This is a genomic window from Bradyrhizobium iriomotense, from assembly GCF_018130765.1.
Lineage (GTDB): Bacteria > Pseudomonadota > Alphaproteobacteria > Rhizobiales > Xanthobacteraceae > Bradyrhizobium > Bradyrhizobium iriomotense_A.
In genome coordinates this window covers 232,832-256,582 of sequence record NZ_JAFCJZ010000007.1, presented here as the reverse complement: position 1 = coordinate 256,582, position 23,751 = coordinate 232,832, and the positions used below count along the sequence as shown (strand labels likewise).

At 65.5% G+C, this 23,751-nt stretch carries 23 protein-coding genes; 13 read left to right on the top strand and 10 right to left on the bottom strand.

Annotated features, from left to right (window positions below; all coding sequences use genetic code 11):
* The first annotated feature begins 202 nt into the window (after positions 1-202).
* Positions 203-1,324 (top strand): glutamate 5-kinase, encoded by a 1,122-nt coding sequence (proB, locus tag JQ635_RS15525; RefSeq protein ID WP_211410710.1) that lies wholly within the window; start codon positions 203-205, stop codon positions 1,322-1,324.
* Positions 1,325-1,330: 6 nt separating this feature from the next.
* Here proB and JQ635_RS15520 read toward each other — a convergent pair whose 3' ends face one another.
* Positions 1,331-1,627 (bottom strand): type II toxin-antitoxin system RelE/ParE family toxin, encoded by a 297-nt coding sequence (locus JQ635_RS15520; protein WP_211410709.1) that lies wholly within the window; start codon positions 1,625-1,627, stop codon positions 1,331-1,333.
* Positions 1,617-1,895 (bottom strand): type II toxin-antitoxin system ParD family antitoxin, encoded by a 279-nt coding sequence (locus JQ635_RS15515; protein ID WP_211410708.1) that lies wholly within the window; start codon positions 1,893-1,895, stop codon positions 1,617-1,619. The genes JQ635_RS15520 and JQ635_RS15515 overlap by 11 nt, the downstream gene beginning before the upstream one ends.
* 192 nt (positions 1,896-2,087) lie before the next feature.
* On the opposite strand from JQ635_RS15515, the gene JQ635_RS15510 reads away from it, so the two are divergent.
* The 9 genes from JQ635_RS15510 to JQ635_RS15470 all read left to right on the top strand — a co-directional run bounded on the left by JQ635_RS15510 (position 2,088) and on the right by JQ635_RS15470 (position 10,522).
* Positions 2,088-3,383: a glutamate-5-semialdehyde dehydrogenase gene (locus tag JQ635_RS15510; protein WP_211410707.1), complete on the top strand. Its 1,296-nt coding sequence runs from the start codon at positions 2,088-2,090 to the stop codon at positions 3,381-3,383.
* Between the two features lie 20 nt (positions 3,384-3,403).
* On the top strand, positions 3,404-4,048 hold the full coding sequence (locus JQ635_RS15505) for a nicotinate-nucleotide adenylyltransferase (RefSeq protein WP_211410706.1): 645 nt from the start codon (positions 3,404-3,406) through the stop codon (positions 4,046-4,048).
* A 208-nt stretch (positions 4,049-4,256) separates the two neighbouring features.
* Positions 4,257-4,613, top strand: a complete 357-nt coding sequence (gene rsfS / locus JQ635_RS15500) for a ribosome silencing factor (RefSeq protein WP_080137442.1) — start codon at positions 4,257-4,259, stop codon at positions 4,611-4,613.
* A 96-nt stretch (positions 4,614-4,709) separates the two neighbouring features.
* Positions 4,710-5,192 carry a 23S rRNA (pseudouridine(1915)-N(3))-methyltransferase RlmH gene (gene rlmH, locus JQ635_RS15495; protein WP_211410705.1) on the top strand — a complete coding sequence of 161 codons (483 nt, stop codon included), beginning with the start codon at positions 4,710-4,712 and terminating at the stop codon, positions 5,190-5,192.
* Between the two features lie 34 nt (positions 5,193-5,226).
* Positions 5,227-6,564, top strand: coding sequence for a murein hydrolase activator EnvC family protein (locus JQ635_RS15490; protein ID WP_211410704.1), 1,338 nt, complete (start codon positions 5,227-5,229; stop codon positions 6,562-6,564).
* Positions 6,561-7,916: a S41 family peptidase gene (locus JQ635_RS15485; RefSeq protein ID WP_211410703.1), complete on the top strand. Its 1,356-nt coding sequence runs from the start codon at positions 6,561-6,563 to the stop codon at positions 7,914-7,916. The genes JQ635_RS15490 and JQ635_RS15485 overlap by 4 nt, the downstream gene beginning before the upstream one ends.
* A gap of 146 nt (positions 7,917-8,062) precedes the next feature.
* Positions 8,063-9,277: a divergent polysaccharide deacetylase family protein gene (locus JQ635_RS15480; protein WP_211410702.1), complete on the top strand. Its 1,215-nt coding sequence runs from the start codon at positions 8,063-8,065 to the stop codon at positions 9,275-9,277.
* A gap of 73 nt (positions 9,278-9,350) precedes the next feature.
* On the top strand, positions 9,351-9,857 hold the full coding sequence (locus tag JQ635_RS15475; protein WP_211410701.1) for an RNA pyrophosphohydrolase: 507 nt from the start codon (positions 9,351-9,353) through the stop codon (positions 9,855-9,857).
* 164 nt (positions 9,858-10,021) lie between these two features.
* Positions 10,022-10,522, top strand: a complete 501-nt coding sequence (locus JQ635_RS15470; protein WP_211410700.1) for an RNA pyrophosphohydrolase — start codon at positions 10,022-10,024, stop codon at positions 10,520-10,522.
* 260 nt (positions 10,523-10,782) lie between these two features.
* Here the strand turns inward: JQ635_RS15470 and JQ635_RS15465 are convergent, their stop codons facing one another.
* From JQ635_RS15465 to JQ635_RS15440, 6 genes are all read right to left on the bottom strand, one after another.
* On the bottom strand, positions 10,783-12,453 hold the full coding sequence (locus JQ635_RS15465) for an adenylate/guanylate cyclase domain-containing protein (protein ID WP_211410699.1): 1,671 nt from the start codon (positions 12,451-12,453) through the stop codon (positions 10,783-10,785).
* Positions 12,454-12,604: 151 nt separating this feature from the next.
* Complete coding sequence (locus tag JQ635_RS15460) at positions 12,605-13,012, bottom strand: F0F1 ATP synthase subunit epsilon (protein WP_211410698.1); 408 nt, start codon at positions 13,010-13,012, stop codon at positions 12,605-12,607.
* A gap of 92 nt (positions 13,013-13,104) precedes the next feature.
* Positions 13,105-14,538 (bottom strand): F0F1 ATP synthase subunit beta, encoded by a 1,434-nt coding sequence (gene atpD, locus JQ635_RS15455; protein ID WP_018643884.1) that lies wholly within the window; start codon positions 14,536-14,538, stop codon positions 13,105-13,107.
* An 83-nt stretch (positions 14,539-14,621) separates the two neighbouring features.
* The gene (locus tag JQ635_RS15450; protein ID WP_211410697.1) at positions 14,622-15,494 is read right to left on the bottom strand and encodes a F0F1 ATP synthase subunit gamma; all 873 of its coding nucleotides are present in this window, start codon (positions 15,492-15,494) and stop codon (positions 14,622-14,624) included.
* A gap of 144 nt (positions 15,495-15,638) precedes the next feature.
* The gene (atpA, locus tag JQ635_RS15445) at positions 15,639-17,168 is read right to left on the bottom strand and encodes a F0F1 ATP synthase subunit alpha (RefSeq protein WP_211410696.1); all 1,530 of its coding nucleotides are present in this window, start codon (positions 17,166-17,168) and stop codon (positions 15,639-15,641) included.
* Positions 17,168-17,728, bottom strand: coding sequence for a F0F1 ATP synthase subunit delta (locus tag JQ635_RS15440; RefSeq protein ID WP_211410695.1), 561 nt, complete (start codon positions 17,726-17,728; stop codon positions 17,168-17,170). The genes atpA and JQ635_RS15440 overlap by 1 nt, the downstream gene beginning before the upstream one ends.
* Before the next feature lie 650 nt (positions 17,729-18,378).
* Between JQ635_RS15440 and JQ635_RS15435 the strand changes: the two genes are divergently transcribed.
* Positions 18,379-18,876 carry a septal ring lytic transglycosylase RlpA family protein gene (locus tag JQ635_RS15435; protein WP_211410694.1) on the top strand — a complete coding sequence of 166 codons (498 nt, stop codon included), beginning with the start codon at positions 18,379-18,381 and terminating at the stop codon, positions 18,874-18,876.
* 308 nt (positions 18,877-19,184) lie between these two features.
* Here JQ635_RS15435 and JQ635_RS15430 read toward each other — a convergent pair whose 3' ends face one another.
* Positions 19,185-21,395, bottom strand: a complete 2,211-nt coding sequence (locus tag JQ635_RS15430; protein WP_211410693.1) for a primosomal protein N' — start codon at positions 21,393-21,395, stop codon at positions 19,185-19,187.
* Between the two features lie 111 nt (positions 21,396-21,506).
* Here JQ635_RS15430 and JQ635_RS15425 point away from each other — a divergent pair, with 111 nt between their 5' ends.
* Positions 21,507-22,472 (top strand): tyrosine recombinase XerC, encoded by a 966-nt coding sequence (locus JQ635_RS15425; RefSeq protein WP_211410692.1) that lies wholly within the window; start codon positions 21,507-21,509, stop codon positions 22,470-22,472.
* 87 nt (positions 22,473-22,559) lie between these two features.
* Positions 22,560-23,150 carry a DUF4337 domain-containing protein gene (locus JQ635_RS15420; RefSeq protein WP_211410691.1) on the top strand — a complete coding sequence of 197 codons (591 nt, stop codon included), beginning with the start codon at positions 22,560-22,562 and terminating at the stop codon, positions 23,148-23,150.
* A gap of 40 nt (positions 23,151-23,190) precedes the next feature.
* Here the strand turns inward: JQ635_RS15420 and JQ635_RS15415 are convergent, their stop codons facing one another.
* The gene (locus JQ635_RS15415) at positions 23,191-23,721 is read right to left on the bottom strand and encodes a hypothetical protein (RefSeq protein WP_211410690.1); all 531 of its coding nucleotides are present in this window, start codon (positions 23,719-23,721) and stop codon (positions 23,191-23,193) included.
* Positions 23,722-23,751 lie beyond the last annotated feature (30 nt).

Sequence of the window (23,751 nt, the reverse complement as noted above, 5' to 3'; positions counted from 1 at the left end):
ATTGGCGGCATTAGAACCGGACCGGCGACCAAGACAAGTCTGAAGGCAGCATCAAAGACAAGCCCGACCCGCGCCGTTTACCATGCCGGCCGCCTTGCGCCGGCCATCGTCCTGCTGCAAAAGCAGGCCTCACCGGCGCCGCTCTCTCGCTCCGCCGTTTCCAACGCAGAGCATTTCGTCACACGCGCCAGCACAGACACACATGGCCAGCCCCGAACTCAGTCAATTTCGCCGCATCGTCGTCAAGGTCGGCTCCGCGCTGCTGGTCGATTCCGACAAGGGCGAGCTGCGGGCCACTTGGCTGGCCGCGCTCGCCGACGATATGGCCAAGCTCCATCGCGAAGGACGCGACGTCCTCGTGGTGTCCTCGGGCTCGATCGCACTCGGCCGCAGCCGCCTGAAGCTACCGCGTGGCCCGCTGAAGCTGGAGGAGAGCCAGGCCGCCGCGGCCGTTGGCCAGATCGAGCTGGCGCGGATCTGGTCGGAGGTGCTCGGGGCGCACGGCATCGGCGCCGGCCAGATCCTGGTCACGCTCCAGGATACCGAGGAGCGCCGTCGCTATCTCAATGCGCGCTCGACCATCGGCAAGCTGCTGGAGTGGCGCGCCATCCCCGTGATCAACGAGAACGACACGGTCGCAACCACCGAGATCCGCTACGGCGACAATGACCGCCTTGCCGCGCGCGTCGCCACCATGGCGAGCGCCGACCTCTTGGTGCTGCTGTCCGACATCGACGGGCTGTACGATGCCCCGCCCAAGAACAACCCGAACGCAAAACTCATTCCCGTCGTCGACAGCATCTCCTCGGAGATCGAGGCTGTGGCGGGTGATGCCGAGTCCGAGCTGTCGCGTGGCGGCATGCGCACCAAGGTCGAGGCGGCCAAGATTGCGACCACCGGCGGCACCCACATGCTGATCGCCTCCGGCAAGATCGAGCATCCCCTGCAGGCGATCGCCGATGGCGGCCGCTGCACCTGGTTCCTGACGCCCGCCAACCCCATCACGTCGCGAAAACGCTGGATCGCGGGCACGCTGGAGCCGAAGGGTACGCTGACAATCGACGCCGGCGCGGTGACCGCGCTGCGCGCGGGCGCCAGCCTGCTGCCGGCGGGCGTGATCAAGGTCGAGGGCCAGTTCGCCCGCGGCGATGCCGTGATCGTGCGCGGCCCCGACTTTAGCGAGGTCGGCCGCGGCCTGATCGCCTATGACGCCGAGGACGCCGAGCGCATCAAGGGCCGCTCCTCCCCTGATGTGATGGCCATCCTCGGCATCAGCGGCCGGGCCGAGATGATCCACCGGGACGATCTGGTGGTGGGCGGGTAAGGGCGACTATTGCATGTCGTCAGAACCGATATCCTGGCGACCGTGCATGACGCGGATGATCTCGACTCCATCGGGTAGCGGAACATAAAAGATCACGTAGTTGCCGACCGGAAAGCTGCGCAGGCCGGCCCTCAACTCCTGGCGTTCGCGCCCCGCGAGCGGATTCTCCAGAAGCATTTCGAAGATCTCGCCGATGCGCGCGATCTGCTTGTCGGCGGACCGGACGCTGTCTGACGCAATGAACTCCCAGATCGAATCAAGATCGAGGTCCGCTTGCGGGGCTTTGCGAAATCTATTCGCCACGTTTGCGCGCGGCCAAACGCTGCCGTCCCCGCGCCTTGATGTTGTTCATCCATTCCCGGACATCGACCTCTTCCATCGGCCCGCTGTCAAAGCCCTTCTGGATTTCCTCCCGTAGCGCCTCCAGCTTGACCTTGCGTCGCTCCTCGCGCTCCTCGACGAGGCGCAGGCCTTCGCGCATCACCTCGCTCGCGGTGGCATAGCGCCCGCTCTCGACCAGAGTGTCGATCAGATCCTCGAAATGCTTGCCAATGCTGTAGCTGCTCGCCATGGAAGGCTCCGTTATCAGATAATGATATTTATTGATATTTGGACGCCTCGCAAGGATCCGTCCAACCTTGAGCATGATCAGGCCATTGGCCGACCCGGCGGCGCGAACCGGGCCCCTGCCATACCCTCCCTGCCCTTCGCAAAAGCGGGATTTCCGTGCTAGGACACCGCCTTAGCAGAAGGTTGAACCCCCATGGCCGCCCCCCTCAAAGCCGTTGACGGCAATGCCGATCTTCAGGCGCTGATGTCCGATCTCGCCACCAAAGCCCGCGCTGCCGCGCGCGTGCTGGCGCTGGCGCCGCCGGAGCAGAAGAACCGGGCGCTGGAGGCCGTGGAGCGGGCGATCCGCGCCAACGCGGCGGCGATTCTTGCCGCCAATGCCGAGGACGTCGCCGAAGCACGCGCCTCCGGCAACATGACCTCCTCCTTCGTCGACCGGCTGACGCTGACGCCTGCGCGGGTCGACGGCATGGCCGAGGGCATCGGCATCGTGCGCGGCATCGCCGATCCCATCGGCGTCGTCACCGAGAGCTGGCAGCGGCCGAACGGCATGACCATCGAGCGCGTGCGGGTGCCGCTCGGCGTCGTCGGCGTAATTTTTGAGAGCCGTCCGAACGTTGCGGCGGATGCCGGCGTGCTGTGCCTGAAGTCGGGCAATGCCGTGATCCTGCGCGGTGGCTCGGACAGTTTTCGCTCGTGCCGCGCGATCCATGAATGCCTGGTGCAGGGCCTGCGCGAAGCCGGCCTCCCCGAGGCTGCGATCACGCTGGTGCCGACACGCGACCGCGCCGCGGTCGGCATGATGCTGTCGGGACTGAACGGCGCCGTCGACGTGATCGTGCCGCGCGGCGGCAAGAGCCTCGTCGCGCGCGTCGAGCAGGAGGCGCGCGTGCCTGTGTTCGCGCATCTCGAAGGCGTCAACCACGTCTATGTCGATGCCAGCGCCGACCTCGCCATGGCGAAGTCGATCGTGCTCAACGCAAAAATGCGCCGCACCGGCGTCTGCGGCGCGGCCGAAACGCTGCTGGTCGATCGCGCGGCTGCGGCATCGAGCCTGAAGCCGCTGGTCGAGATGCTGCTGGACGCCGGCTGCGAAGTGCGCGGCGACGACGCCGTGCAGAAAGCCGATGCACGCGTGAAGCCTGCCAGCGAAGACGATTGGGACACCGAATATCTCGACGCGATCATCGCGGCGAAGGTGGTCGACGGCGTCGACGGCGCGATCTCGCATATCCAGAATCACGGCTCGCATCACACCGATGCGATCGTGAGCGCTGACGAGCGTGCGGCGAAGAAATTCCTCACCGAGGTCGATTCCGCGATCGTGCTGCACAACGCCTCGACGCAGTTCGCCGATGGCGGCGAGTTCGGCTTCGGCGCCGAGATCGGCATCGCCACCGGCCGCTTCCACGCCCGCGGCCCTGTCGGCGCCGAGCAACTCACGAGCTTCAAGTATCGCGTTCACGGCACAGGGCAGACGCGGCCGTAAGCAACGTTGCAGGGCGGGCATTGAGCAACAAATTCGTCGTGCCGCGTTTTGTGGCGCAAGCGGTCCCGCCCCATACAGAGGGGATGCGCATCGGCCTGCTCGGTGGCTCGTTCAACCCGCCGCATCAGGCGCATCGCGCCATCAGCCGGTTCGCCTTGAGGCGATTGCAGCTTGATCGCGTCTGGTGGCTGGTCACCCCCGGCAATCCGCTCAAGGAGAACGGCAATCTGCGCGAGCTCGGCAAGCGCATGCAGGCCGCGCGCGATGTCGCCGATGATCCGCGCATCGAGGTGAGCTGTCTCGAATCCGTCATTCGCACCCGCTATACTATCGACACGATCAACACCTTGCGCCGCCGCTTCTCGGGCTTGCGCTTTGTCTGGATCATGGGCGCCGACAACCTCGCTCAATTCCATCGTTGGCAGGACTGGCGGCGCATCGCCGGCCAGGTGCCGATGGCGGTCATCGATCGCCCACCGCAGAGTTTTCGCGCCCTCGCCTCGCCCGCCGCCCAAGCGCTATCTCGTTACCGTCTGCCGGAGAGCAAGGCAGCGCTGCTTGCGGACCAGCCGGCGCCGGCCTGGGTGTTCCTGACCGGATTGAAGCTGAATCTGTCCTCAACGGGCTTACGGAACCCTGACGGGAGCTGGAAAGGTACGAAGTGAGACAGAGTGTCCGGGCGTCGTGGGGACCTTGGGCTCTCTGGCATATTGAAACCCTTAACCCCACATGATGTAGTGTCAAAAGTGAGCGCCGGATTCGGCTCTCGCGATACAGTGAAAGGAATGGTCCCTGGCCACATCTGTATTGACCAAGTCTGTTTTACCCAAGGTTGCTAAGCCTACGCGTAAAACATCGACCAAAGCTGCGGCCTTGCAGGCGCAACCCGACGCCGACAAGACGCTGAGCCTGATCCTCTCCCGCCTCGAGGATATGAAGGCGGAAGAGACGGTCACCATCGACCTTCGCGGCAAATCGGCATACTCCGACTACATGATCGTCACCACCGGCCGGGTGAACCGGCACGTTGGCGCGATCGCGGAGAACGTGACGAAGGGCCTCAAGGAAACCGGCATCAAGAACATCCACGTCGAGGGCTTGCCCAATTGCGACTGGGTGCTGATCGATTCCGGCGATGTGATCGTGCACGTGTTCAGACCCGAGGTCCGCGAGTTCTACAACCTTGAGCGGTTGTACACGCAGGGCCCAGGGGCGGCGAAGGCGATCTAGAGGCTGAAGAGCCGATTTCGAATCGGCTGACGCGCATGCTAGCTTCGTGCGCGCGCCTGGTGCGCGCGACCTCGAAAACACGACGCTGAAACCATCATGCGTGTTGCAGTCATTGCGGTGGGCCGGCTGAAGCAGGGCCCCGAACGGGAGCTTGCCGACCGCTATTTCGAGCGGTTCGACGAGGCCGGCCGCAAGCTTGGATTCCGCGAGCTCAGCATCCACGAGATTCCCGAAAGCCGCGCGCGCGACACCGCGACGCGGATGGCCGAGGAGGCCGCGGCGATCTCGGCGCATATCCCGGAAAAATCCATCCTGGTGGCACTGGACGAGCGCGGCCAGAATCTCGACTCCACCGTATTCGCACGGCATCTCGGGCGCTGGCGCGACGAGGGGGCCGGACATACTATCTTCGTGATCGGAGGGGCGGACGGACTTTCGCCCGAATTGCGCCGTAAGGCCAAGCTCGCGATCGCGTTCGGCTCTGCGACCTGGCCGCACCAAATGGTCCGCGTCATGCTTCTGGAACAGCTGTATCGGGCCGCCACCATCCTGGCCGGCCATCCCTATCACCGCGCGTGATCCGCGCCACAACGAGCACCTTTGCCTTAGAGCGATGCGAGCGCCTGTCCTCAACCTGCTGATTGCAAGCCTCGCAGGCGCAAACCTCGCAGGCACAAGCCTCGCGCAAGCTCAGACGGCAGCGCCGGCGCCCCAGACTGCAGCCGTCTCGCCCGACGCCATCAAGCAGCGCGAGCAGGAGCTGGAAGCTGCGCGCGCGAGGCAGAAGAGCGCGGAGGAAGCGCAAGCCAAGCTCAAGGCCGAGATCACCGCGCTCGGCCAGGATCGCACCCAGCTCAATCAGCAGCTGATCGACACCGCCGCCAATGTGCGCACCGTCGAGACCAAGATCGACGAAGCCGAAGCACGGCTGAAGACGCTGAACGGCCGTGAGCAGCAGATGCGCTCTTCGCTCGATTCGCGCCGCGCCGACATCGTCGAGGTGCTGGCGGCGCTGCAGCGCGCCGGAAGGCGCACGCCGCCGGCGCTGCTGGTGCGCCCCGAGGATGCGCTGCAATCCTTACGCACCGCGATGCTGCTTGGCGCCGTGGTGCCGGAATTGCGCGGCCGTGCAGAGAAGATCGCAGACGAGCTCGGCGAGCTCGTGACCCTGCGCAAGAACATCGCGAGCGAGCGCGATCAGCTCGCCGTGGACCGCGACAGGGTCCGGAACGACCAGACCCGCCTCACCGCTCTGGTCGACGAGCGGCAGCGCCAGCAGTCCGCACGCGAAAAAGACCTCGACGCCGAAAGCTCGCGCGCGATCGCGCTTTCAAGGCAGGTCGGCGATCTCCAGGGGCTCATCACCAAGATGGAGCAGGACCTGCAAAGCGCCGCCAAGGCCGCTGAGAAGGCCGCCGAGGCCGCAAGACAGGCCGAGGCCAAGGCAGCCGCCAGCGCCAAATCCGGCCCCGCTGCTTTCAAGGACCGGTCCCGGACCACCCCCGCGATCGCCTTCGCCTCGGCCAAGGGCCTCCTGCCGCTTCCTGTTAACGGTAACAAGATCAGGGACTTTGGCGGTTCCGACGGGGTCGGCGGGGTGCAGAAGGGCATCTCGCTGGCGACGAAGCCCGGCTCCCAGGTCACGACGCCGTGCGATGGCTGGGTTGTGTATGCCGGCCCGTTCCGCAGCTATGGACAACTCTTGATCCTCAACGCCGGGGGCGGGTATCATGTCCTGATCGCCGGGATGGAGCGCATTTCGGTCAACATCGGACAGTTTGTGCTCACGGGGGAGCCTGTCGCGACCATGGGGTCGACCTCTCAAGTCGCCTCCATTCTCGCCACGAACGCGAGTCAACCTGTGCTGTATGTCGAGTTCCGTAAAGACGGCACTCCAATCGATCCAGGCCCATGGTGGGCCGCAAATGAAGGCGAGAAGGTTCGCGGATGATGCGCAAGACTTCAGTAATCCTCCTCAGCGCAGCCACCGGTGCGGCGCTGACGCTGTTCGTGACCCAGCCGCGCGCGGTGTTCATGGGCTCCAGCGCGCGAGCCGCGACCGCGGACACCTATCGCCAGCTCAATCTGTTCGGCGACGTGTTCGAGCGCGTGCGCTCCGACTATGTCGAGAAGCCCGACGACACCAAGCTGATCGAATCCGCCATCAGCGGCATGCTCACCGGCCTCGATCCGCATTCGAGCTACATGGACGCCAAGAGCTTCCGCGACATGCAGGTGCAGACCCGCGGTGAGTTCGGCGGCCTCGGCATCGAGGTCACCATGGAAGACGGCCTGATCAAGGTGGTCTCGCCGATCGACGACACGCCCGCTTCGCGCGCCGGCATCATGGCCAACGACATCATCACCAATCTCGACGACGAAGCGGTGCAGGGCCTGACCCTGAACCAGGCGGTCGAGAAGATGCGCGGTCCTGTTAACACCAAGATCAAGCTCAAGATCATCCGCAAGGGCCAGGACAATCCGCTCGACGTGACGCTCGTGCGCGACAACATCCGCGTCCGTTCGGTGCGCGCGCGGATCGAGGCCGACGACATCGCCTATATCCGCATCACCACCTTCAACGAGCAGACCACCGAAGGCCTGAAGCGCGAGGTCACCAACCTCTCGAATCAGATCGGCGACAAGCTCAAGGGCTACATCATCGACCTCCGCAACAACCCGGGCGGCCTGCTCGAGGAAGCGGTCACCGTCTCCGACTCGTTCCTGGAGAAGGGCGAGATCGTGTCGACCCGCGGCCGCAATGCCGAAGAGACCCAGCGCCGCACCGCGCATGCCGGCGACCTCACCAAGGGCAAGCCGGTCATCGTGCTGGTCAATGGCGGCTCGGCCTCGGCGTCGGAAATCGTCGCGGGCGCGCTGCAGGACCACAAGCGCGCGACCATCGTCGGCACCCGTTCGTTCGGCAAGGGCTCGGTGCAGACCATCATCCCGCTTGGTTCGGGCAACGGCGCGCTGCGCCTGACCACCGCGCGCTACTACACGCCGTCGGGCAAGTCGATCCAGGCCAAGGGCATCGTCCCGGATATCGAAGTGCTGCAGGACGTGCCGGACGAGCTGAAGTCGCGCACCGACACCAAGGGCGAGGCTTCGCTGCGCGGCCACCTCAAGAACGACGGCGACGAGAAGACCGGCTCGCAGTCCTACGTGCCGCCGGACGCTAAGGACGACAAGGCGCTCAAGCTCGCCGACGACCTGCTCCACGGCATCAAGAACAGCGCCTCCGCAGCCCCCACCCCGGGCACCGACAAGGCCGCGACCGACAAGCCCAAAGCGGCGAACTAAAGTCGGCGCATCAAGCAATCTTCCGAAAAGGGCGGCTCCTCGAGCCGCCCTTTTTGCTTGGAACTCCTGTCGTCCCCGGCCTATCCCGGCCTGCCGCCGCTTGACCCCGCCGTGGTATCGTCGGGATCAGTGATTCGGGATCGCGCATGACTGAAACGGCCGATGATCTGAGCGCCCCGCTCGGACAGGACAAGCCGCGCCGCAAGCGCCGGCTGCGGCTGCCGTTCACCGCCATGCAGCTGCTGGCCGCGCTGCTCGGTCTGTTCCTGGTCACCTTTGCCGGCTTCGCCACCTTCAACAAGGACCCGCTCGGCGGCGAGCCGATGACGCGGATTGCGATCCGCGAGCCCAAAGCCACCGACGAGAAACCGGCGGTCTCCGGCCAGGAGAGCAAGCCGGAGGGCAAGCACGAGACCAGGGAGGCGCCGAAGCAGGCCGCCCCTGGCGAGCAGAAAACCGTCACCATGATCGACGGCTCGACCGGCGCGCGGCACGACGTGGTGATCGGCGCCGATGCCGCCGACAAGGGCGAGGCGGCGTCCGCCCCGCCGCCGGTCATGGCCGGGATCGATCCCAAGCTGCTGGAGAAGTCGCGCTACGGCATGATCCCCGTGGTCGCCGGAGACCTGAAGCCGTTCAACGTCTATGCGGCGGATGCCGACCGCGCCAAGGCCGCGAAGATGCCGGTGGTCGCCATCGTGATCGGCGGCCTCGGCGTCGGCGCCGCCAAGACCACCGACGCGATCATGAAGCTGCCGCCGGCGGTGACGCTGGCCTTCACGCCCTACGGCGCCGATCCCGGCAAGCTCGCCGAGCGGGCGCGGGCCCAGCGCCACGAGATCTTCCTGCAAATCCCGATGGAGCCCTACGACTTCCCGGACAACGATCCGGGGCCGCAGACGCTGCTGACCTCGCTCAGCCCCGACCAGAACATGGACCGCCTGTACTGGCACCTCAGCCGGATGCAGGGCTATGCCGGCCTCGCCAATTTCATGGGCGCCCGCTTCATCGCGACGGAGCCGGCGATGCAGCCGATCATCCGCGAGGCGGCCAAGCGTGGCCTCGGCTTCTTCGACGATGGCTCCTCGCCTCGCAGCATCGCGCCCCAGGCCGCGGCCAGCGCGTCGATGCCGTTCGGCAAGGGCGACATCGCGATCGACGTGGTGCCGACCCCGACCGAAATCGACCGTGCCCTGAACAAGCTCGAATCGACCGCCCGCGAGCGCGGCGTCGCCGTCGGGACCGCCTCGGCCCTGCCGGTCTCGATCGAGCGCGTCAGTGCCTGGACTAAGACATTGGGCGACCGAGGTATCCTTTTGGTGCCATTGACAACCGCGATGCTGAAATCAAAATCCAGCTAAATCAACGGATTGGTACGGCACGGGTCTCGCGGGACCGGCATGCCCACCAAGCGCAGGCAAGAGGTCTGGCGGAATGGCGCGTTACGAGGATCTGCCCTACCGGACCTGTGTCGGTGTGATGCTGATCAATCCAAAGGGACTGGTGTTCATCGGCCGCCGCGCCGGCGGCATCGAGCAGGTCGACGACGCCCATGTCTGGCAGATGCCGCAGGGCGGCGTCGATCCCGGCGAAGACACCTGGGACGCCGCCAAGCGCGAGCTCTATGAGGAGACCAGCGTGCGCTCGGTCGAGCGGCTCGGCGAGGTTCCGGACTGGCTGATCTACGACATCCCGCGCACGGTCGCCGGCCGCGCCTGGAAGGGCCGCTACCGCGGCCAGCGCCAGAAATGGTTCGCGGTCCGCTTCACCGGCAAGGACAGCGAGATCAACGTCGAGAAGCCCGGCGGCGGTGGCCACAAGGCCGAATTCGTGAGCTGGCGCTGGGAGCCGATGAAGAACCTCCCCGAGCTGATCATTCCCTTCAAGCGCCCGGTCTATGAGCGCGTGGTGAAGGAATTTTCCGCGCTGGCGGAGGAATAGTCGCCACACCCTCGCTGTCATCCCCGCGAAGGCGGGGATCCATACCCCCAGGGCGAAGTTGAGCGCGAGATGGCAACCACGGCCTTTCAACCAACGACGGCCTGTGGTTATGGATTCCGGGCTCGCGCTGCGCGCGCCCCGGAATGACGATGAGAGATTTACGCGTGACCAACGAAAAACCCTACCGCCCCAACGTCGGCATCGCGCTGTTCAATGCCGATGGCCGTGTCCTGATCGGCCACCGCTTCAAGGGCGACGGGCCCGAGATCATCCTGCCGGGCCTCGACTGGCAGATGCCGCAAGGCGGCGTCGACGAGGGCGAGAATTTGCGCGATGCGGCGATGCGCGAGCTGTGGGAAGAGACCAGCGTCGTCAGCGCCGAATTCCTCGGCGAGACCGACTGGTTCACCTACGAGTTTCCGCCCTATGACGGACCGCAGACACATCGCCTCGCAAAATTCCGCGGGCAGCGGCAGAAATGGTTCGCGCTGCGCTTCACCGGCGAGGACGACGAGATCGATCCGCTGACGCCGCGCAACGGCCAGCCCGCCGAGTTCGACGCCTGGCGCTGGGAACGCCTCGACCGCGTCGCGGACCTCGTGGTGCCGTTCCGGCGCGACGTCTACCGCGCGGTGGCGCGAGAGTTTGCGGCCTTCGGAAACTGAAACTGCGAAAACAACCCCATGCACAGTAGAACGGGGTTGAAATCATGAGCGAATTTTCGCGCGAAGTTTCCGAGTGAGGGAGGCAAGACGCCGCCACTCGCTCCGCTGCGCTCCCTCCCCCCTTGCGGGGGAGGGTTGGGGAGAGGGGTGGCTCCGGGCGAGATCTGAGTTCGTGGCTACCCCTCTCCCTAGCCCTCCCCCGCAAGGGGGGAGGGAACGCACCGCCGCTGGCGCGCTAGTCGGGCCTCATCCCGCCAATCCTAATTGATCGGCCCCACCGTGAACGGGCCGATCGCGATGACGTGGCAGTCGCTGTCGCGCCTGGCGCAGTCGGCGAGCGCGGAATTGACGGCGGTCTGCTCGTCTGCGGCCTTCAGGCCAAGGCCGGGGCGGCCTGCGGTGCCGACGGCGACGGCGTTCCAGCCCATGGCGTCACCGAGCTTGCGCACGACCTCGTCGCGGGCATCGGCGATGATCGAGGGATTGCTCGCGGCGTGGAAGAAGCCGGTGATCCTGAGCAGGGTCGGGATCGGCACCACGAAATTATCGTCGATCGCGACGATCATGCAGGCGACGCCCGCGATCGCGCCGCACGATTCAAGGGAACGACGCGCGGCGTCCTCAGGGGATGATGCGCCCAGCACCATGAAGTATTGCCCGCCCGGGCCGAGCGCGACCGCGCGGGATTTCGCCGCCGGCACGAACATGTTCTCGAGCCGGACCTTTTGCGGATCGCGCACGATCGGAAAATCCTTCGAGGCGAACGCCCGCTCGGTCATGGCATCATGCCGGAAGTACGGCGCCGGCGGCATCGGCGGCTTGCCGTGCGCGTAGACGATATTGTTGCCGACCGCATAGATCTCGCAGCGCCGCGGCGATTGCGCGGCATCGGCCCGCTTCTGGCACTGCTCGATCGCGGAGTTGCGCGCGGCCTCCTCGTTCGGCTGGTTCAACGCCGATCCGGTGAAGCCGCCGACATTGAGCGCGAAAGCCTTGTAGTCGCCGGCCGCGGAATAGTCGCCAGCCAGATAGTTGCGGACGCGCTCGTTGATGAAGGGGACGCTGTCGGCCGGAAACTTGCCCATTGTCGGCGCGGCAGAGGGTGACGGCGCGGGCATCGGCGCCATCGCAGCGCCGGCGTTCGACGGAGACATCGGAGCCTTCGCAACCTGTGTCGGCGTCGGACTCGACGTTGCGGCCGCCGCAGCCGGCGTTGGGCTCGGCGCAGCACTGGGAGTCACGGCCGGCGGGGCTGCGGCGGTCGCGGTCTGCTTGAGCTTGGTGTTGTAGAGGAAGCCGGTGACAACGATGCCGACGATCGAGACGACGGCGACCACCAGCGGCCACATCCACACCGGTGCCGCGGCCACCTTGGAAGCCGCCTTCTTCAGTTGCGGCTTGGAATAGCTCCCGTCCTCGCGCCGCATCGCCACCATGTAGGCGTGCACCGGCGTCGGGATGTTCTTCACCTCCTGCGCGCCGATATCGGCGAATTGCACCGACAGCTTGTTGGCGACCTGCTCGTGCACGGCGCGGGAGACGCAGATGCCGCCGACCTCGGCAAGGCCCTCCAGCCGCGCGGCGATGTTGACGCCGTCCCCCAGCAGATCGCCGTTGCGCTCGACCACATCGCCGATGGTGATGCCGATGCGGAACGACATCTGCCGGCTCGGCGGGTACGCCATGTTGCGCGTCCGCAGGCTCTCCTGGATGTCGATCGCGCAGCGCACCGCATCGACCGCACTCGGGAATTCCGCGAGCACGGCATCGCCCGCCGTGTTGAAGATCCGGCCGTTCGCCTTGGCGATGAAATCGTCGATGACTTCGCGGTAAGAGGCCAGGCGCCGCAGCGTCTCCTCTTCGTCCTCCGCGACCAGCCTCGAATACCCGGCAATATCGGCTGCGAAAATCGCCGCGATCTTGCGTTTCATCTGTGACCCGCCCCGGAACAAATTCGCGGGCGCAGAATGCCGCTATCGGCGACGCGGTGCAACAAAGTTTCAGCGCCCGCCACGGTCAGTGGCGAGCGCTAAACTTATTCAGGAATTTTGAGCGTGAGCCCCGGAGCGGCTGCGCCGGGGCTTAGTGCATAGCCGTGGAGTTGAGCTGCTGCTGGATGCTCTTGAAGTGGTCAAGCCGCGCAATGGCCTGATCGAGCTCGTCACCTTCGTGCTCCTTCAGGCCCTCTTCCATCTCCGCGATGGTCTCGGCGAACTGGGCACGATCGAGCTCGTCCAGCGAGGTCGCGACGTCGGCGAGCACGGTGAGGCCCCTCTCCGAAACCTCGGCGAGGCCGCCGAGCACGATGACCTTCTCGTGCCTGCCACCACTGGTGATGGTGAGAATGCCGGGCCGGATCGCAGCCACGACGGGCGCATGTCCCGCCAGCACGCCGAAGTCACCCTCGACGCCGGGGATGTCGACCTGATCGACCTCGCCCGTGAAGGCGAGCTTTTCCGGAGAAACGAGATCGAAGTGGAAGGTGGCCATGGTGTACCTGCGAGTAGCGAATAGCGAATGGCGAGTAGCGAACCGAGCGGGAGCAGCGCGTCTATTCGCTACTCCCTATTCGCCATTCGCCCTTAGGCGGCTTCCGCCGCCAGCTTCTTGCCCTTCTCGACCGCCTCTTCGATGGTGCCGACCATGTAGAAGGCGGCTTCCGGCAGGTGGTCGTACTTGCCTTCCACCAGGCCCTTGAAGCCCTTGATGGTGTCGGCGAGGTCGACGAACTTGCCGGGCGAGCCCGTGAAGATTTCGGCGACGTGGAACGGCTGCGACATGAAGCGCTCGACCTTGCGGGCGCGGGCCACGGTCAGCTTGTCCTCTTCCGAAAGCTCGTCCATGCCGAGAATGGCGATGATGTCCTGGAGCGCCTTGTAGCGCTGCAGCACCTGCTGGACCTGACGGGCAACCGCGTAGTGCTCCTCGCCGACGACCAGCGGGGAGAGCATGCGCGAGGTCGAGTCGAGCGGGTCCACCGCCGGATAGATGCCCTTTTCAGCGATCGAGCGCGACAGCGTGGTGGTCGCGTCAAGATGCGCGAACGAGGTCGCGGGCGCCGGGTCGGTCAAGTCGTCGGCCGGAACGTAGATGGCCTGCACCGAGGTGATCGAGCCCTTCTGCGTGGTGGTGATGCGCTCCTGCAGCGCGCCCATGTCGGTCGCCAGCGTCGGCTGATAACCCACCGCCGAAGGAATACGGCCGAGCAGCGCCGACACTTCCGAGCCGGCCTGGGTGAAGCGGAAGATGTTGTCGACGAAGAACAGCACGTCCTGGCCCTTGTCGCGGAAGTCTTCCGCGATGGTGAGACCCGTGAGCGCGACGCGGGCGCGGGCGCCGGGCGGCTCGTTCATCTGACCGAACACCAGCGCGCACTTCGACTTCACGCTCGGATCCGGATTGTGCGGATCGGCGTTGACCTTGGACTCGATGAACTCGTGATAGAGGTCGTTGCCCTCGCGGGTACGCTCGCCGACGCCGGCGAACACGGAGTAACCGCCGTGCGCCTTCGCGACGTTGTTGATCAGCTCCTGAATCAGCACGGTCTTGCCGACGCCGGCGCCGCCGAACAGGCCGATCTTGCCGCCCTTCGCGTAGGGAGCGAGGAGGTCAACGACCTTGATGCCGGTGACGAGAATTTCAGCTTCCGTGGACTGGTCGGTGTAGGTCGGCGCTTCCTGGTGGATCGCGCGCAGGCCTTCCGACTTGACGGGACCGGCTTCGTCGATCGGCTCGCCGATGACGTTGATGATGCGGCCGAGCGTGCCTTCGCCGACGGGAACGCGGATCGGCGAACCGGTGTCGGTGACTTCCTGGCCGCGAACCAGACCTTCGGTGGTGTCCATCGCGATGGTGCGGACGGTGGACTCGCCGAGATGCTGGGCGACTTCGAGCACCAGGCGGTTGCCGCCGTTCTTGGTCTCGAGCGAATTGAGAATGGCCGGGAGGTGGCCTTCGAACTGCACGTCGACGACGGCGCCGATGACCTGGGTGACGCGACCGACCTGGGCTGCCATTGAATGTCTCCTTCGATCCGAACTTCTAAACCGCGGTCAGCTTGACCGGGATGTTGCGTTTGACGGGTACTGAAGCGTCTTGGTCAGACGGCCTCGGCGCCCGAGATGATTTCGATCAGTTCCTTGGTGATCTGCGCCTGACGCGTGCGGTTGTAGACCAGCGTCTGCTTGCGGATCATCTCGCCGGCGTTGCGCGTCGCGTTGTCCATCGCGCTCATCTGCGCGCCGTAGAACGAGGCGTTGTTCTCGAGCAGAGCGCGGAAGATCTGGACCGCGAGGTTGCGCGGCAACAGGCGGGTGAGGATCTCGTCCTCTTCCGGCTCGTATTCGTAAGACGTGGTGCTGGCGGCACCACCCTCCTCGACGACCAGCGGAATGATCTGCTGGGCGGTCGGGACCTGCGCGATCACCGAGCGGAAGCGCGAATAGAACAGCGTGCAGACATCGAACTCGCCAGCCTCGAAGCGCGCCAGAATCTTCTTGGCGATGTCCTCGGCGTTGACGAAGCCGAGCTGGCGCACGCTGCGCAAATCGAGATGCTCGACGATCTGCTTGTCGAACTGGCGGCGGAGCTGCTCGTAGCCCTTGCGGCCGACGCAGAAGAATTTCACTTCCTTGCCCTGCGCGCTCAGCGCCAGAGCGCGCTCGCGGGCGAGACGCACGATCGAGGAGTTGAAAGCGCCGGACAGGCCGCGCTCGCCGGTGCAGACCAGCAGCAGGTGAACCTGATCGCGGCCGGTGCCGGCCAGCAGCGCCGGCGCGCCGGGCGAACCCGCCGCGGCGCTGGCGATGTTGGAGATCACCGCGCTCATCTTGTCGGCATAGGGACGCGCAGCTTCCGCCGCGGTCTGCGCGCGGCGCAGCTTCGAGGCCGCGACCATCTGCATGGCCTTGGTGATCTTTTGCGTCGCCTTGGTGGAGGCGATGCGGACGCGCATGTCTTTAAGTGACGCCATTCTTCGTTCACCCCGGCGGTTCGACTGAAGCGTCGGACCGCTAGCCTGTCCCTACCGCAATGCCCGGCCGGGCGCCGGGCACGCTTCTTATTGGTTTGCCTCTCGCGAATCGGTCATGGCCGGGCGACCCGGCCATGCTTGCTGTTACGCGAAGCTCTTCGCAAAGCCTTCGACCACCGACTTCAGCTTGGCAGCGGTGTCGTCGGTGAGGTCGCGGGTCTCGCGGATCGAATTGAGGATATCGGCGTTCTTGCCGCGCAGCAGCGACAGCAGACCATCCTCGAACGCGCGCACCTTGTTGACCGGCAGCGGATCGAGATAGCCGTTGGTGCCGGCCCAGATCACGCAGACCTGCTCTTCCATCTTCAGCGGCGAGAACTGCGGCTGCTTCAGGAGCTCAGTCAGGCGCGAGCCGCGATTCAGCAGGCGCTGGGTCGAGGCGTCGAGGTCGGAGCCGAACTGCGCGAACGCCGCCATTTCGCGGTACTGCGCAAGCTCGCCCTTGATCTTGCCGGCGACCTTCTTGGTGGCCTTGGTCTGCGCCGACGAGCCCACGCGCGACACCGACAGACCGACGTTCACCGCGGGACGGATGCCCTGGAAGAACAGGTCGGTTTCCAGGAAGATCTGGCCGTCGGTGATCGAGATGACGTTGGTCGGAATGTAGGCCGACACGTCGTTGGCCTGGGTTTCGATGACAGGCAGCGCCGTCAGCGAGCCCGAGCCATGGTCCTTGCTGAGCTTCGCCGCGCGCTCGAGCAGGCGGGAGTGCAGATAGAACACGTCGCCCGGATAGGCTTCGCGGCCCGGCGGACGGCGCAGCAGCAGCGACATCTGGCGGTAAGCGACGGCCTGCTTGGACAGATCGTCATAGATGATGACGGCGTGCATGCCGTTGTCGCGGAAGAATTCGCCCATGGTGCAGGCAGTAAAGGGGGCAATGTACTGCATCGGCGCCGGATCCGACGCGGTGGCGGCGACGACGATCGAATATTCGAGCGCGCCCTGCTCTTCCAGCACCTTCACGAACTGCGCGACGGTCGAACGCTTCTGGCCGACCGCGACGTAGACGCAGTACAGCTTGATGCTCTCGTCGGGCTGCGCGTTGAGCGGCTTCTGGTTCAGGATGGTGTCGAGCGCGATCGCGGTCTTGCCGGTCTGACGGTCGCCGATGATCAGCTCGCGCTGGCCGCGACCGATCGGGATCAGGGCGTCGATCGCCTTGAGGCCGGTCGCCATCGGCTCGCTCACCGACTTGCGCGGAATGATGCCGGGCGCCTTGACGTCGACGCGCATGCGCTTGTCGGCCTGGATCGGACCCTTGCCGTCGATCGGATTGCCAAGCGCGTCGACGACGCGGCCGAGCAGGCCCTTGCCGACCGGCGCGTCCACGATGGCGCGGGTGCGCTTGACGGTCTGGCCTTCCTTGATTTCACGGTCGGCACCGAAAATAACGACACCGACGTTGTCGGTTTCGAGGTTCAGCGCCATGCCGCGGGTGCCGTTCTCGAACTCGACCATTTCACCGGCCTGGACGTTGTCCAGACCGTAGACGCGGGCGATACCGTCGCCGACGGACAGCACCTGTCCGACTTCGGAGACTTCAGCTTCCTGGCCGAAATTCTTGATCTGGTCCTTGAGGATCGCGGAAATTTCCGCGGCGCGGATGTCCATCAGCCTGCCTCTTTCATCGCGTGCTTGATCGAATTGAGTTTGGTGCGAAGCGAACCATCGACCATGCGGCTGCCCAGCTTGACGACGAGGCCACCGATGATCGCGGGATCGACTTTCACGTTCAGCGCGACGTCCTTGCCGGTCACCGACTTCAGGGCAACCTTGAGGGCGTCGAGATTCTTCTCAGAGAGCGCTTCCGCCACCGTGACGTCGGCCGTCGTCTCGCCCTTGAACTTGGCGACGAGGACGCGATAGGCGCGGATGACATCAGCCACCGCGAACAGGCGGCGGTTGGCGGTCAGCACTTTGAGGAAATTGGCGGAGATTCCGGCAATGCCGGCCTTGTCCAGCACGGCCGAGAGGGCCTTGGACTGGGCATCGGCCGCGAACACCGGGCTGCGGACGAGGCGCTTCAGATCGGCGCTCTCGGTCAGCAAGGCCTCGAATTTGTCGAGATCGGCTTTGACCTCGTCGACCACTTTCTGGTCGCGGGCCAGTTCAAACAAGGCCGTTGCATAACGGCCGGACACACCTGAAACGGACGTATCTTCTGCAGCCACAGACGCGCTCTTTTTGCTGTCAAACTCGCAAGGGAAAAACCGTCGCCACGAAGCGGCGCCTAGCGATCCAAGCCCTTGGAATTCAAGCGGGACTTCGATTTTCGGCCGACACGGGAAGTGCCGGGTCCGTTAAAATCGCGGCTTTGCTAACATAGCAGGCGCGCACGTGCAACATGACGCCAAATTAAAGGCACGGGGTTCTGTCGCCAGTTCGTCGCACTCCGCGAGGACTCCCTGCGCGTTGAGGCGATGGGCCTGCCGCGCCACGGAATTGCCCTGAGCCTGACGGCGGCCTCCTGCACTTTGGTTCCTGCCGCCAGCGCATAGCCGCCATGAACACGGATCGCTGAGGCGTGATTCCCGCCTCGCCTGTTCCACTCGCCGAATACTTACCCAATTCTAAACGCTGAAGGCGATGACTTTGCTCTACAGTATTCGCAAGTACTTATTAAGTTAACGAATCGTTAAAGCCGAAGATTACGGAACATCGGCTGAATATCGCACGCCGGTAACAAGATATTTCATGACGACACATAGCGGATTTACTGCCCAATTCACGCCTCATTAGGAATCGAAACGCCAACCCGCTCACAAACTGATGGGGGCTCCACTAGCCACATATGTGGCAATACTAGCTTAGGGACCACTAAATGCTGTCTTTGAAGACGCTGGGCTTTGTGACCCGGCCGCGCACGGCGATCGCTTTCGTCGCCGCAACTCTCATCGTTGGTGGAACTGCCACCGAGGCTTCCGCCAAATCCAGGCATCACCGGCATCATCACCGCCACCACGCCCAGGCCGATACCAACGCGACCCCCGATTGGCGCAACGCCAATGCGGCGATGACGCCGTCCTCGGGCACCGGCCACAGCTTCTCCGGCATGGCCTCCTATTACGGCAACGAGTCCGGCAGCCGGACCGCGTCGGGCCAGCGCTTCAACCAGAACGCCCTGACCGCTGCGCACCGCTCGCTGCCATTCGGCACCAAGCTGCGCGTCACCCACCGCGGCCAGAGCGTGGTCGTCACCATCAATGACCGTGGTCCGTTCATCCGCGGCCGCGTCCTCGATCTCTCCACGGGTGCAGCCCGCGCCATCGGCCTCACCGGCGCCGGCGTCGGCCGCGTCACCGCGGAAGTCGTCTCCTAAAGGCGCCACAAGCGCCTCACATTGCCCGCGCACTTTCCATCAGTTTGATGCGCGCATGAAAACAAGCCCGCGGTCTTGGGGGACCGCGGGCTTTTTTTGATTCTTCGCTGTCAGTGCGACGACGTGGATGAAGCACACCGCTGCGTTCCCTCCCCCCTTGCGGGGGAGGGTTAGGGAGAGGGGTCCACACGGGGACTCCTTCTATCGAGTCAAAATAATCTCGCGACGCTCATCAACACCTTTTCCGGGGCTACCCCTCTCCCCCGCCCTCCCCCGCAAGGGGGGAGGGAGCGCAGTGTGCCCGCTCTCTACAAGAAGCTCTGCGGATCGACGTCCACTTCGAGCTTTTGATTGCCTGTCGGCTTCGGGCAGACGGCGAGCCAGTTGCGCAGGTAATCCGAGAGATCGAACCCGCGCGCCGATTTCACAAGGATGCGGAAGCGGTAGCGGCCCTTGATGACCGCGAGCGGCGCCTCGGCCGGCCCCAGCACCACCACGCGCTCGTCGCGCGGCGCGAGCGCGACGAGACGGCGGCCGAGACCTTCGGCGCTCGGGCGGTCGCCTGCGGAAATGATCAGGCTCGCGAGCCGGCCGAACGGCGGATAGAGCGTCTTCTCGCGCAGATCGATCTCGCTATCGTAGAAGGCCTCGCGGTCGCAGGCGATCAGCGCCTTCATCACGGGATGATCGGGCTGATGGGTCTGGAGGTAGCCGACGCCGCGGCCCTGCTCGCGGCCGGCACGGCCGATCACCTGGTTGAGCAATTGCCAGGTCCGCTCCGCCGCGCGCGGATCGCCGTTGGAGAGGCCAAGATCGGCATCGACCACGCCGACCAGATTGAGCCGCGGAAAGTTGTGCCCCTTGGCGACGAGCTGCGTGCCGATGATGATGTCGACACGGCCCTCCGCGATCTCGGCAAGCTCGCTGCGCATCGTCTCGATCGAGGTGATGAGATCGCTCGACAGCACCATGGTGCGCGCGTCCGGGAATAGCGCGGCCGCCTCCTCCTGCAGGCGCTCCACGCCGGGACCGACGGCGACCAGCGATTCCTCGGCCGAACAGTTCGGGCAGAGATGCGGGCGCGGCATCGAGAAGCCGCAATGATGACAGACGAGGCGCTGGCGAAAGCGGTGATCGACCAGCCAGGCATCGCAGATGGTGCAGGCGAAGCGATGGCCGCAGCCACGGCACAGCGTCAGCGGCGCATAGCCGCGTCGATTGAGGAACAGCAGCGCCTGCTCGCGCCGCTCGATCGCCTTTTTGATCTCGCCGGCGAGCCGCGGCGAGATATAGCGGCCGCGCGCGGGCGGCTCGCGGCGCAGGTCGATGGCCTCGATATGCGGCATGTGCTGGCCGCCGAAGCGCGAGGGCAGCGCGACGCGCTGATAGCGGTTCTTGCGTGCGTTGACCTCGGACTCGACCGAGGGCGTCGCGGAGGCCAGCACGACCGGGATCTTGGCGATATGCGCGCGCACCACCGCCATGTCGCGGGCGTGATAATGCACGCCCTCGTCCTGCTTGTAGGCCTGGTCGTGCTCTTCATCGACGACGATGAGACCGAGATTGGCGTAAGGCAAAAACAGCGCCGAGCGCGCGCCGACCACGACGGGCGCTGAGCCTTCGGAGATCGCCGCCCAATTGCGAGCGCGGGTGCGCGGCGTCAGCTCCGAGTGCCATTCGATCGGCCGCACGCCAAAGCGCTGCGCGAAGCGGTCGAGGAACTGGCCGGTGAGCGCGATTTCCGGCATCAGGATCAGCGACTGCTTGCCGCGGCGGATGGTTTCCGCAACGGCCTCGAAATAGACCTCGGTCTTGCCGGAGCCGGTGACGCCGTCGAGCAGCGCGACGTGGAAGGTTCCGTTGGCCGCGAGCGCGCGCATTGCATCGACGCCGGCACGCTGCAACGGCGAGAAATCCGGCCGGCCGAACTCCGGATCGGGGGCCGGCGGCGGCGCAGGCGGCGGCATCGGCTCGACCGTGAGCGTGCCCTCGTCGACGAGGCCGTCGATCACGCCGGCCGAGACGCCCGCTTCCTTGGCCGCTTCCGACTTGCCGTGCAGCAGCCGGTCCGACAGCACCTCGATCACGCGCTGCCGCGCCGGCGTCAGCCGCCGCGGCGGATCGCCGGTCAGGCGCACGCCGGGGCGTACCCGCTCGGGGCCGAGATTCTCGCCCATCCGCAGGCACATGCGCAGCACCATGCCGCGCGGGCTCAGCGTGTAATTGGCGACCCAGTCGACGACCGAACGCAATTCGGGCTTCAGCGGCGCAATGTCGAGCTTCTCGCTGACCTCCTTGAGGCGGTTGTGCAGCCGCGGATCGGGATTGGCGTTCTCGCCCCAGACCACGGCCAGCACCTCGCGCGCACCGAGCGGCACACCGACGAGATCGCCGGCCTTCAGCTCCATGCCGCGCGGCACCTTGTAGGAATAGGTCTGGTCGAGCGCGACCGGCACCAGCACGTCGACCATGCCGGTCGCGTGGGTGGGAGCGGTCGTGCTGCGCGACGAATGATCCATGGAAGGAGAATCGGAACCTTGGGCCTTCAGGCTAGCGCCCCGAGGCGGCCTTAGCGAACAGTAAACGGGTCTGATGCGATATACTGTGCGGAATCATTACGTCCAGAGCGCATGAGCAAAGCGGCCGCCCCCTTGATCGAGCTCGCCAGCGCCGATCCCTCGATCGCGCAGGAGATGGCGCGCTGGCTGTCGCATCTCGGCGCCGAGCGGCGGCTGTCGCCGAAGACGCTGGAGGCCTATGGCCGCGACTTGCGGCAGTGCCTCGATTTCCTTTGCAGCCATTGGGGCGAGCGCGTGACGCTCGAACGGTTTGCCTCGCTCGAAGCCACCGACGTCCGCGCCTTCATGGCGATGCGCCGCGCCGACGACATTGCCGGCCGCTCGCTGATGCGCGCGCTGGCGGGCCTGCGCTCGTTCGGCCGCTTCCTGGAGCGCGAAGGCAAGGGCAAGGTCGGCGCGCTCTCCGCGATCCGCGCGCCGAAGGTTGCGAAGAGCCTGCCGAAGCCGCTGCCGATGGCATCGGCAAAGCGTCTTGCGGATGCCGACGAGCGCGCCGGCGAGGAACGCGAGACCTGGATCCTGGTGCGCGATGCCGCGGTGATGGCGCTGCTGTATGGCTCGGGCCTGCGCATCTCCGAAGCGCTCGGCCTGAAGCGCCGCGAGGTGCCGAAGCCCGGCGAAGGCGACGTGCTGGTCGTGACAGGCAAAGGCAACAAGACGCGCATGGTGCCGGTGCTGCAGAACGTGCTGGAGCTGGTGCAGGAATATGTTGCGATGTGCCCGTATCCGCTGCCGGCGGAGGGCCCGATCTTCGTCGGCGCGCGCGGCGGTCCCTTGAGCCCGCGCATCATCCAGCTCGCGATGGAGCGGCTGCGCGGCGCGCTTGGCCTGCCCGACAGCGCCACCCCGCACGCGCTGCGCCATTCCTTCGCCACACATCTGCTGTCGCGCGGCGGCGATCTGCGCGCGATCCAGGAACTGCTCGGCCATTCCTCGCTCTCGACCACGCAAATCTATACCGGCATCGATTCCGAGCGCCTGCTGGAAGTCTATGCCAGCGCGCATCCGCGGCGCTGAATTCTGACATCAAGCTGTCATCCCGCGCATGCCTCTTGCGCGGCACCTGCGGTTCAGTCAATCGTGGGGAACCAGACAGGAGGTACTATGAGCGCACATGAAAGCATGGAGCATGCCGAGCACGCTGAGCACGCGTCCGGCTCGAACAAGAAGATCGCCCTCCTGATCGCCGTGCTGGCGCTGTTCCTTGCGATCTCGGAGACGCTCGGCAAGGGCGCCCAGACCGAATCGATCAGCAAGAACGTCGAGGCGGCCAATCTCTGGGCGTTCTTCCAGGCCAAGAGCATCCGCCGCACCGTGGTGCTGACCGCATCCGAGCAGGGCAAGCTGACGCTGGCTGGTACGACCGACGACGCCCTGAAGGCGACCGTGCAGAAGCAGGTCGACGACTGGACCAAGACCGCGGCGCGCTACCGCTCCGAGCCCGAGACCGGCGAAGGCACCGAGCAGCTTGCCGAGAAGGCCAAGCATGCCGAGCACGAGCGCGACGAGGCGACCGCGAAGTATCACCACTTCGAGCTGGCCTCCGCCGCATTCCAGATCGGCATCGTGCTGGCGTCCGCCACCATCATCACCGGCATGATCGCGCTGGCCTATGTCGGCGGCATTTTGACGCTCGCCGGCCTCCTCATGACCGCGCTCGGCCTGTGGTGGCCGCATCTGCTGCATTTGCATTGAGGGGTTGAGCGCAACAAACTCCGCCGTCGTCCCGGGCAGCTCACCGCGCCTGGTGCACGCTCTTGCGGAAGCGCTGGATCAAACGGAGCGTGCGGGCGGACCAGCCTTCGCCGTTGCCGGTGATCAGCTCGCGGATGCGCTGCTTGATCGGGTCGACCAGCAGGTGCGCCTTGGCGCGCACCTTCATCACGAGATCGTAGATCCGCTCGAACCAGTGCATCTCCAAAAGCTTGTCGCGTGTGACGTCGAACACGAAGGCGGTGACGCCGACGCCGACCATTTTCGCGAAAACAATCGTGAAGACCGCGCTGGTCCAGTACTCATGCGTGAGCAGCCACAGGCCGACCAGCTTGAGCGGAAACAGCGGAATGATGGGGACCGCGAACACGATCAGCGTCATGGCCGGCGACAGCGCGTCGACGCGCTCCGTCAGCCATTGCTTGAAACGTGCGAGCGGGATGGCTGCGACAACCCGCGCGACGATCGGTTCGAGATGGTCCCACAGCCAGGCTTCGATCAGAAAGATGATCGCAAGCAGGACCCAGACCGGTTGCAGAAGGCGGCGCAGCATGTGTTTCCCGCCCGATTCTTCGCTGGGCGC

Coding starts and splice junctions, on each gene's coding strand:
- proB (WP_211410710.1), top strand. CDS start 203: ATGGCCAGCCCCGAACTCAGTCAATTTCGCCGCATCGTCGTCAAGGTC.
- JQ635_RS15515 (WP_211410708.1), bottom strand. CDS start 1,895: ATGGCGAGCAGCTACAGCATTGGCAAGCATTTCGAGGATCTGATCGAC.
- JQ635_RS15510 (WP_211410707.1), top strand. CDS start 2,088: ATGGCCGCCCCCCTCAAAGCCGTTGACGGCAATGCCGATCTTCAGGCG.
- rlmH (WP_211410705.1), top strand. CDS start 4,710: ATGCGTGTTGCAGTCATTGCGGTGGGCCGGCTGAAGCAGGGCCCCGAA.
- JQ635_RS15490 (WP_211410704.1), top strand. CDS start 5,227: ATGCGAGCGCCTGTCCTCAACCTGCTGATTGCAAGCCTCGCAGGCGCA.
- JQ635_RS15485 (WP_211410703.1), top strand. CDS start 6,561: ATGATGCGCAAGACTTCAGTAATCCTCCTCAGCGCAGCCACCGGTGCG.
- JQ635_RS15480 (WP_211410702.1), top strand. CDS start 8,063: ATGACTGAAACGGCCGATGATCTGAGCGCCCCGCTCGGACAGGACAAG.
- JQ635_RS15475 (WP_211410701.1), top strand. CDS start 9,351: ATGGCGCGTTACGAGGATCTGCCCTACCGGACCTGTGTCGGTGTGATG.
- JQ635_RS15465 (WP_211410699.1), bottom strand. CDS start 12,453: ATGAAACGCAAGATCGCGGCGATTTTCGCAGCCGATATTGCCGGGTAT.
- JQ635_RS15460 (WP_211410698.1), bottom strand. CDS start 13,012: ATGGCCACCTTCCACTTCGATCTCGTTTCTCCGGAAAAGCTCGCCTTC.
- atpD (WP_018643884.1), bottom strand. CDS start 14,538: ATGGCAGCCCAGGTCGGTCGCGTCACCCAGGTCATCGGCGCCGTCGTC.
- JQ635_RS15450 (WP_211410697.1), bottom strand. CDS start 15,494: ATGGCGTCACTTAAAGACATGCGCGTCCGCATCGCCTCCACCAAGGCG.
- atpA (WP_211410696.1), bottom strand. CDS start 17,168: ATGGACATCCGCGCCGCGGAAATTTCCGCGATCCTCAAGGACCAGATC.
- JQ635_RS15435 (WP_211410694.1), top strand. CDS start 18,379: ATGCTGTCTTTGAAGACGCTGGGCTTTGTGACCCGGCCGCGCACGGCG.
- JQ635_RS15430 (WP_211410693.1), bottom strand. CDS start 21,395: ATGGATCATTCGTCGCGCAGCACGACCGCTCCCACCCACGCGACCGGC.
- JQ635_RS15425 (WP_211410692.1), top strand. CDS start 21,507: ATGAGCAAAGCGGCCGCCCCCTTGATCGAGCTCGCCAGCGCCGATCCC.
- JQ635_RS15420 (WP_211410691.1), top strand. CDS start 22,560: ATGAGCGCACATGAAAGCATGGAGCATGCCGAGCACGCTGAGCACGCG.
- JQ635_RS15415 (WP_211410690.1), bottom strand. CDS start 23,721: ATGCTGCGCCGCCTTCTGCAACCGGTCTGGGTCCTGCTTGCGATCATC.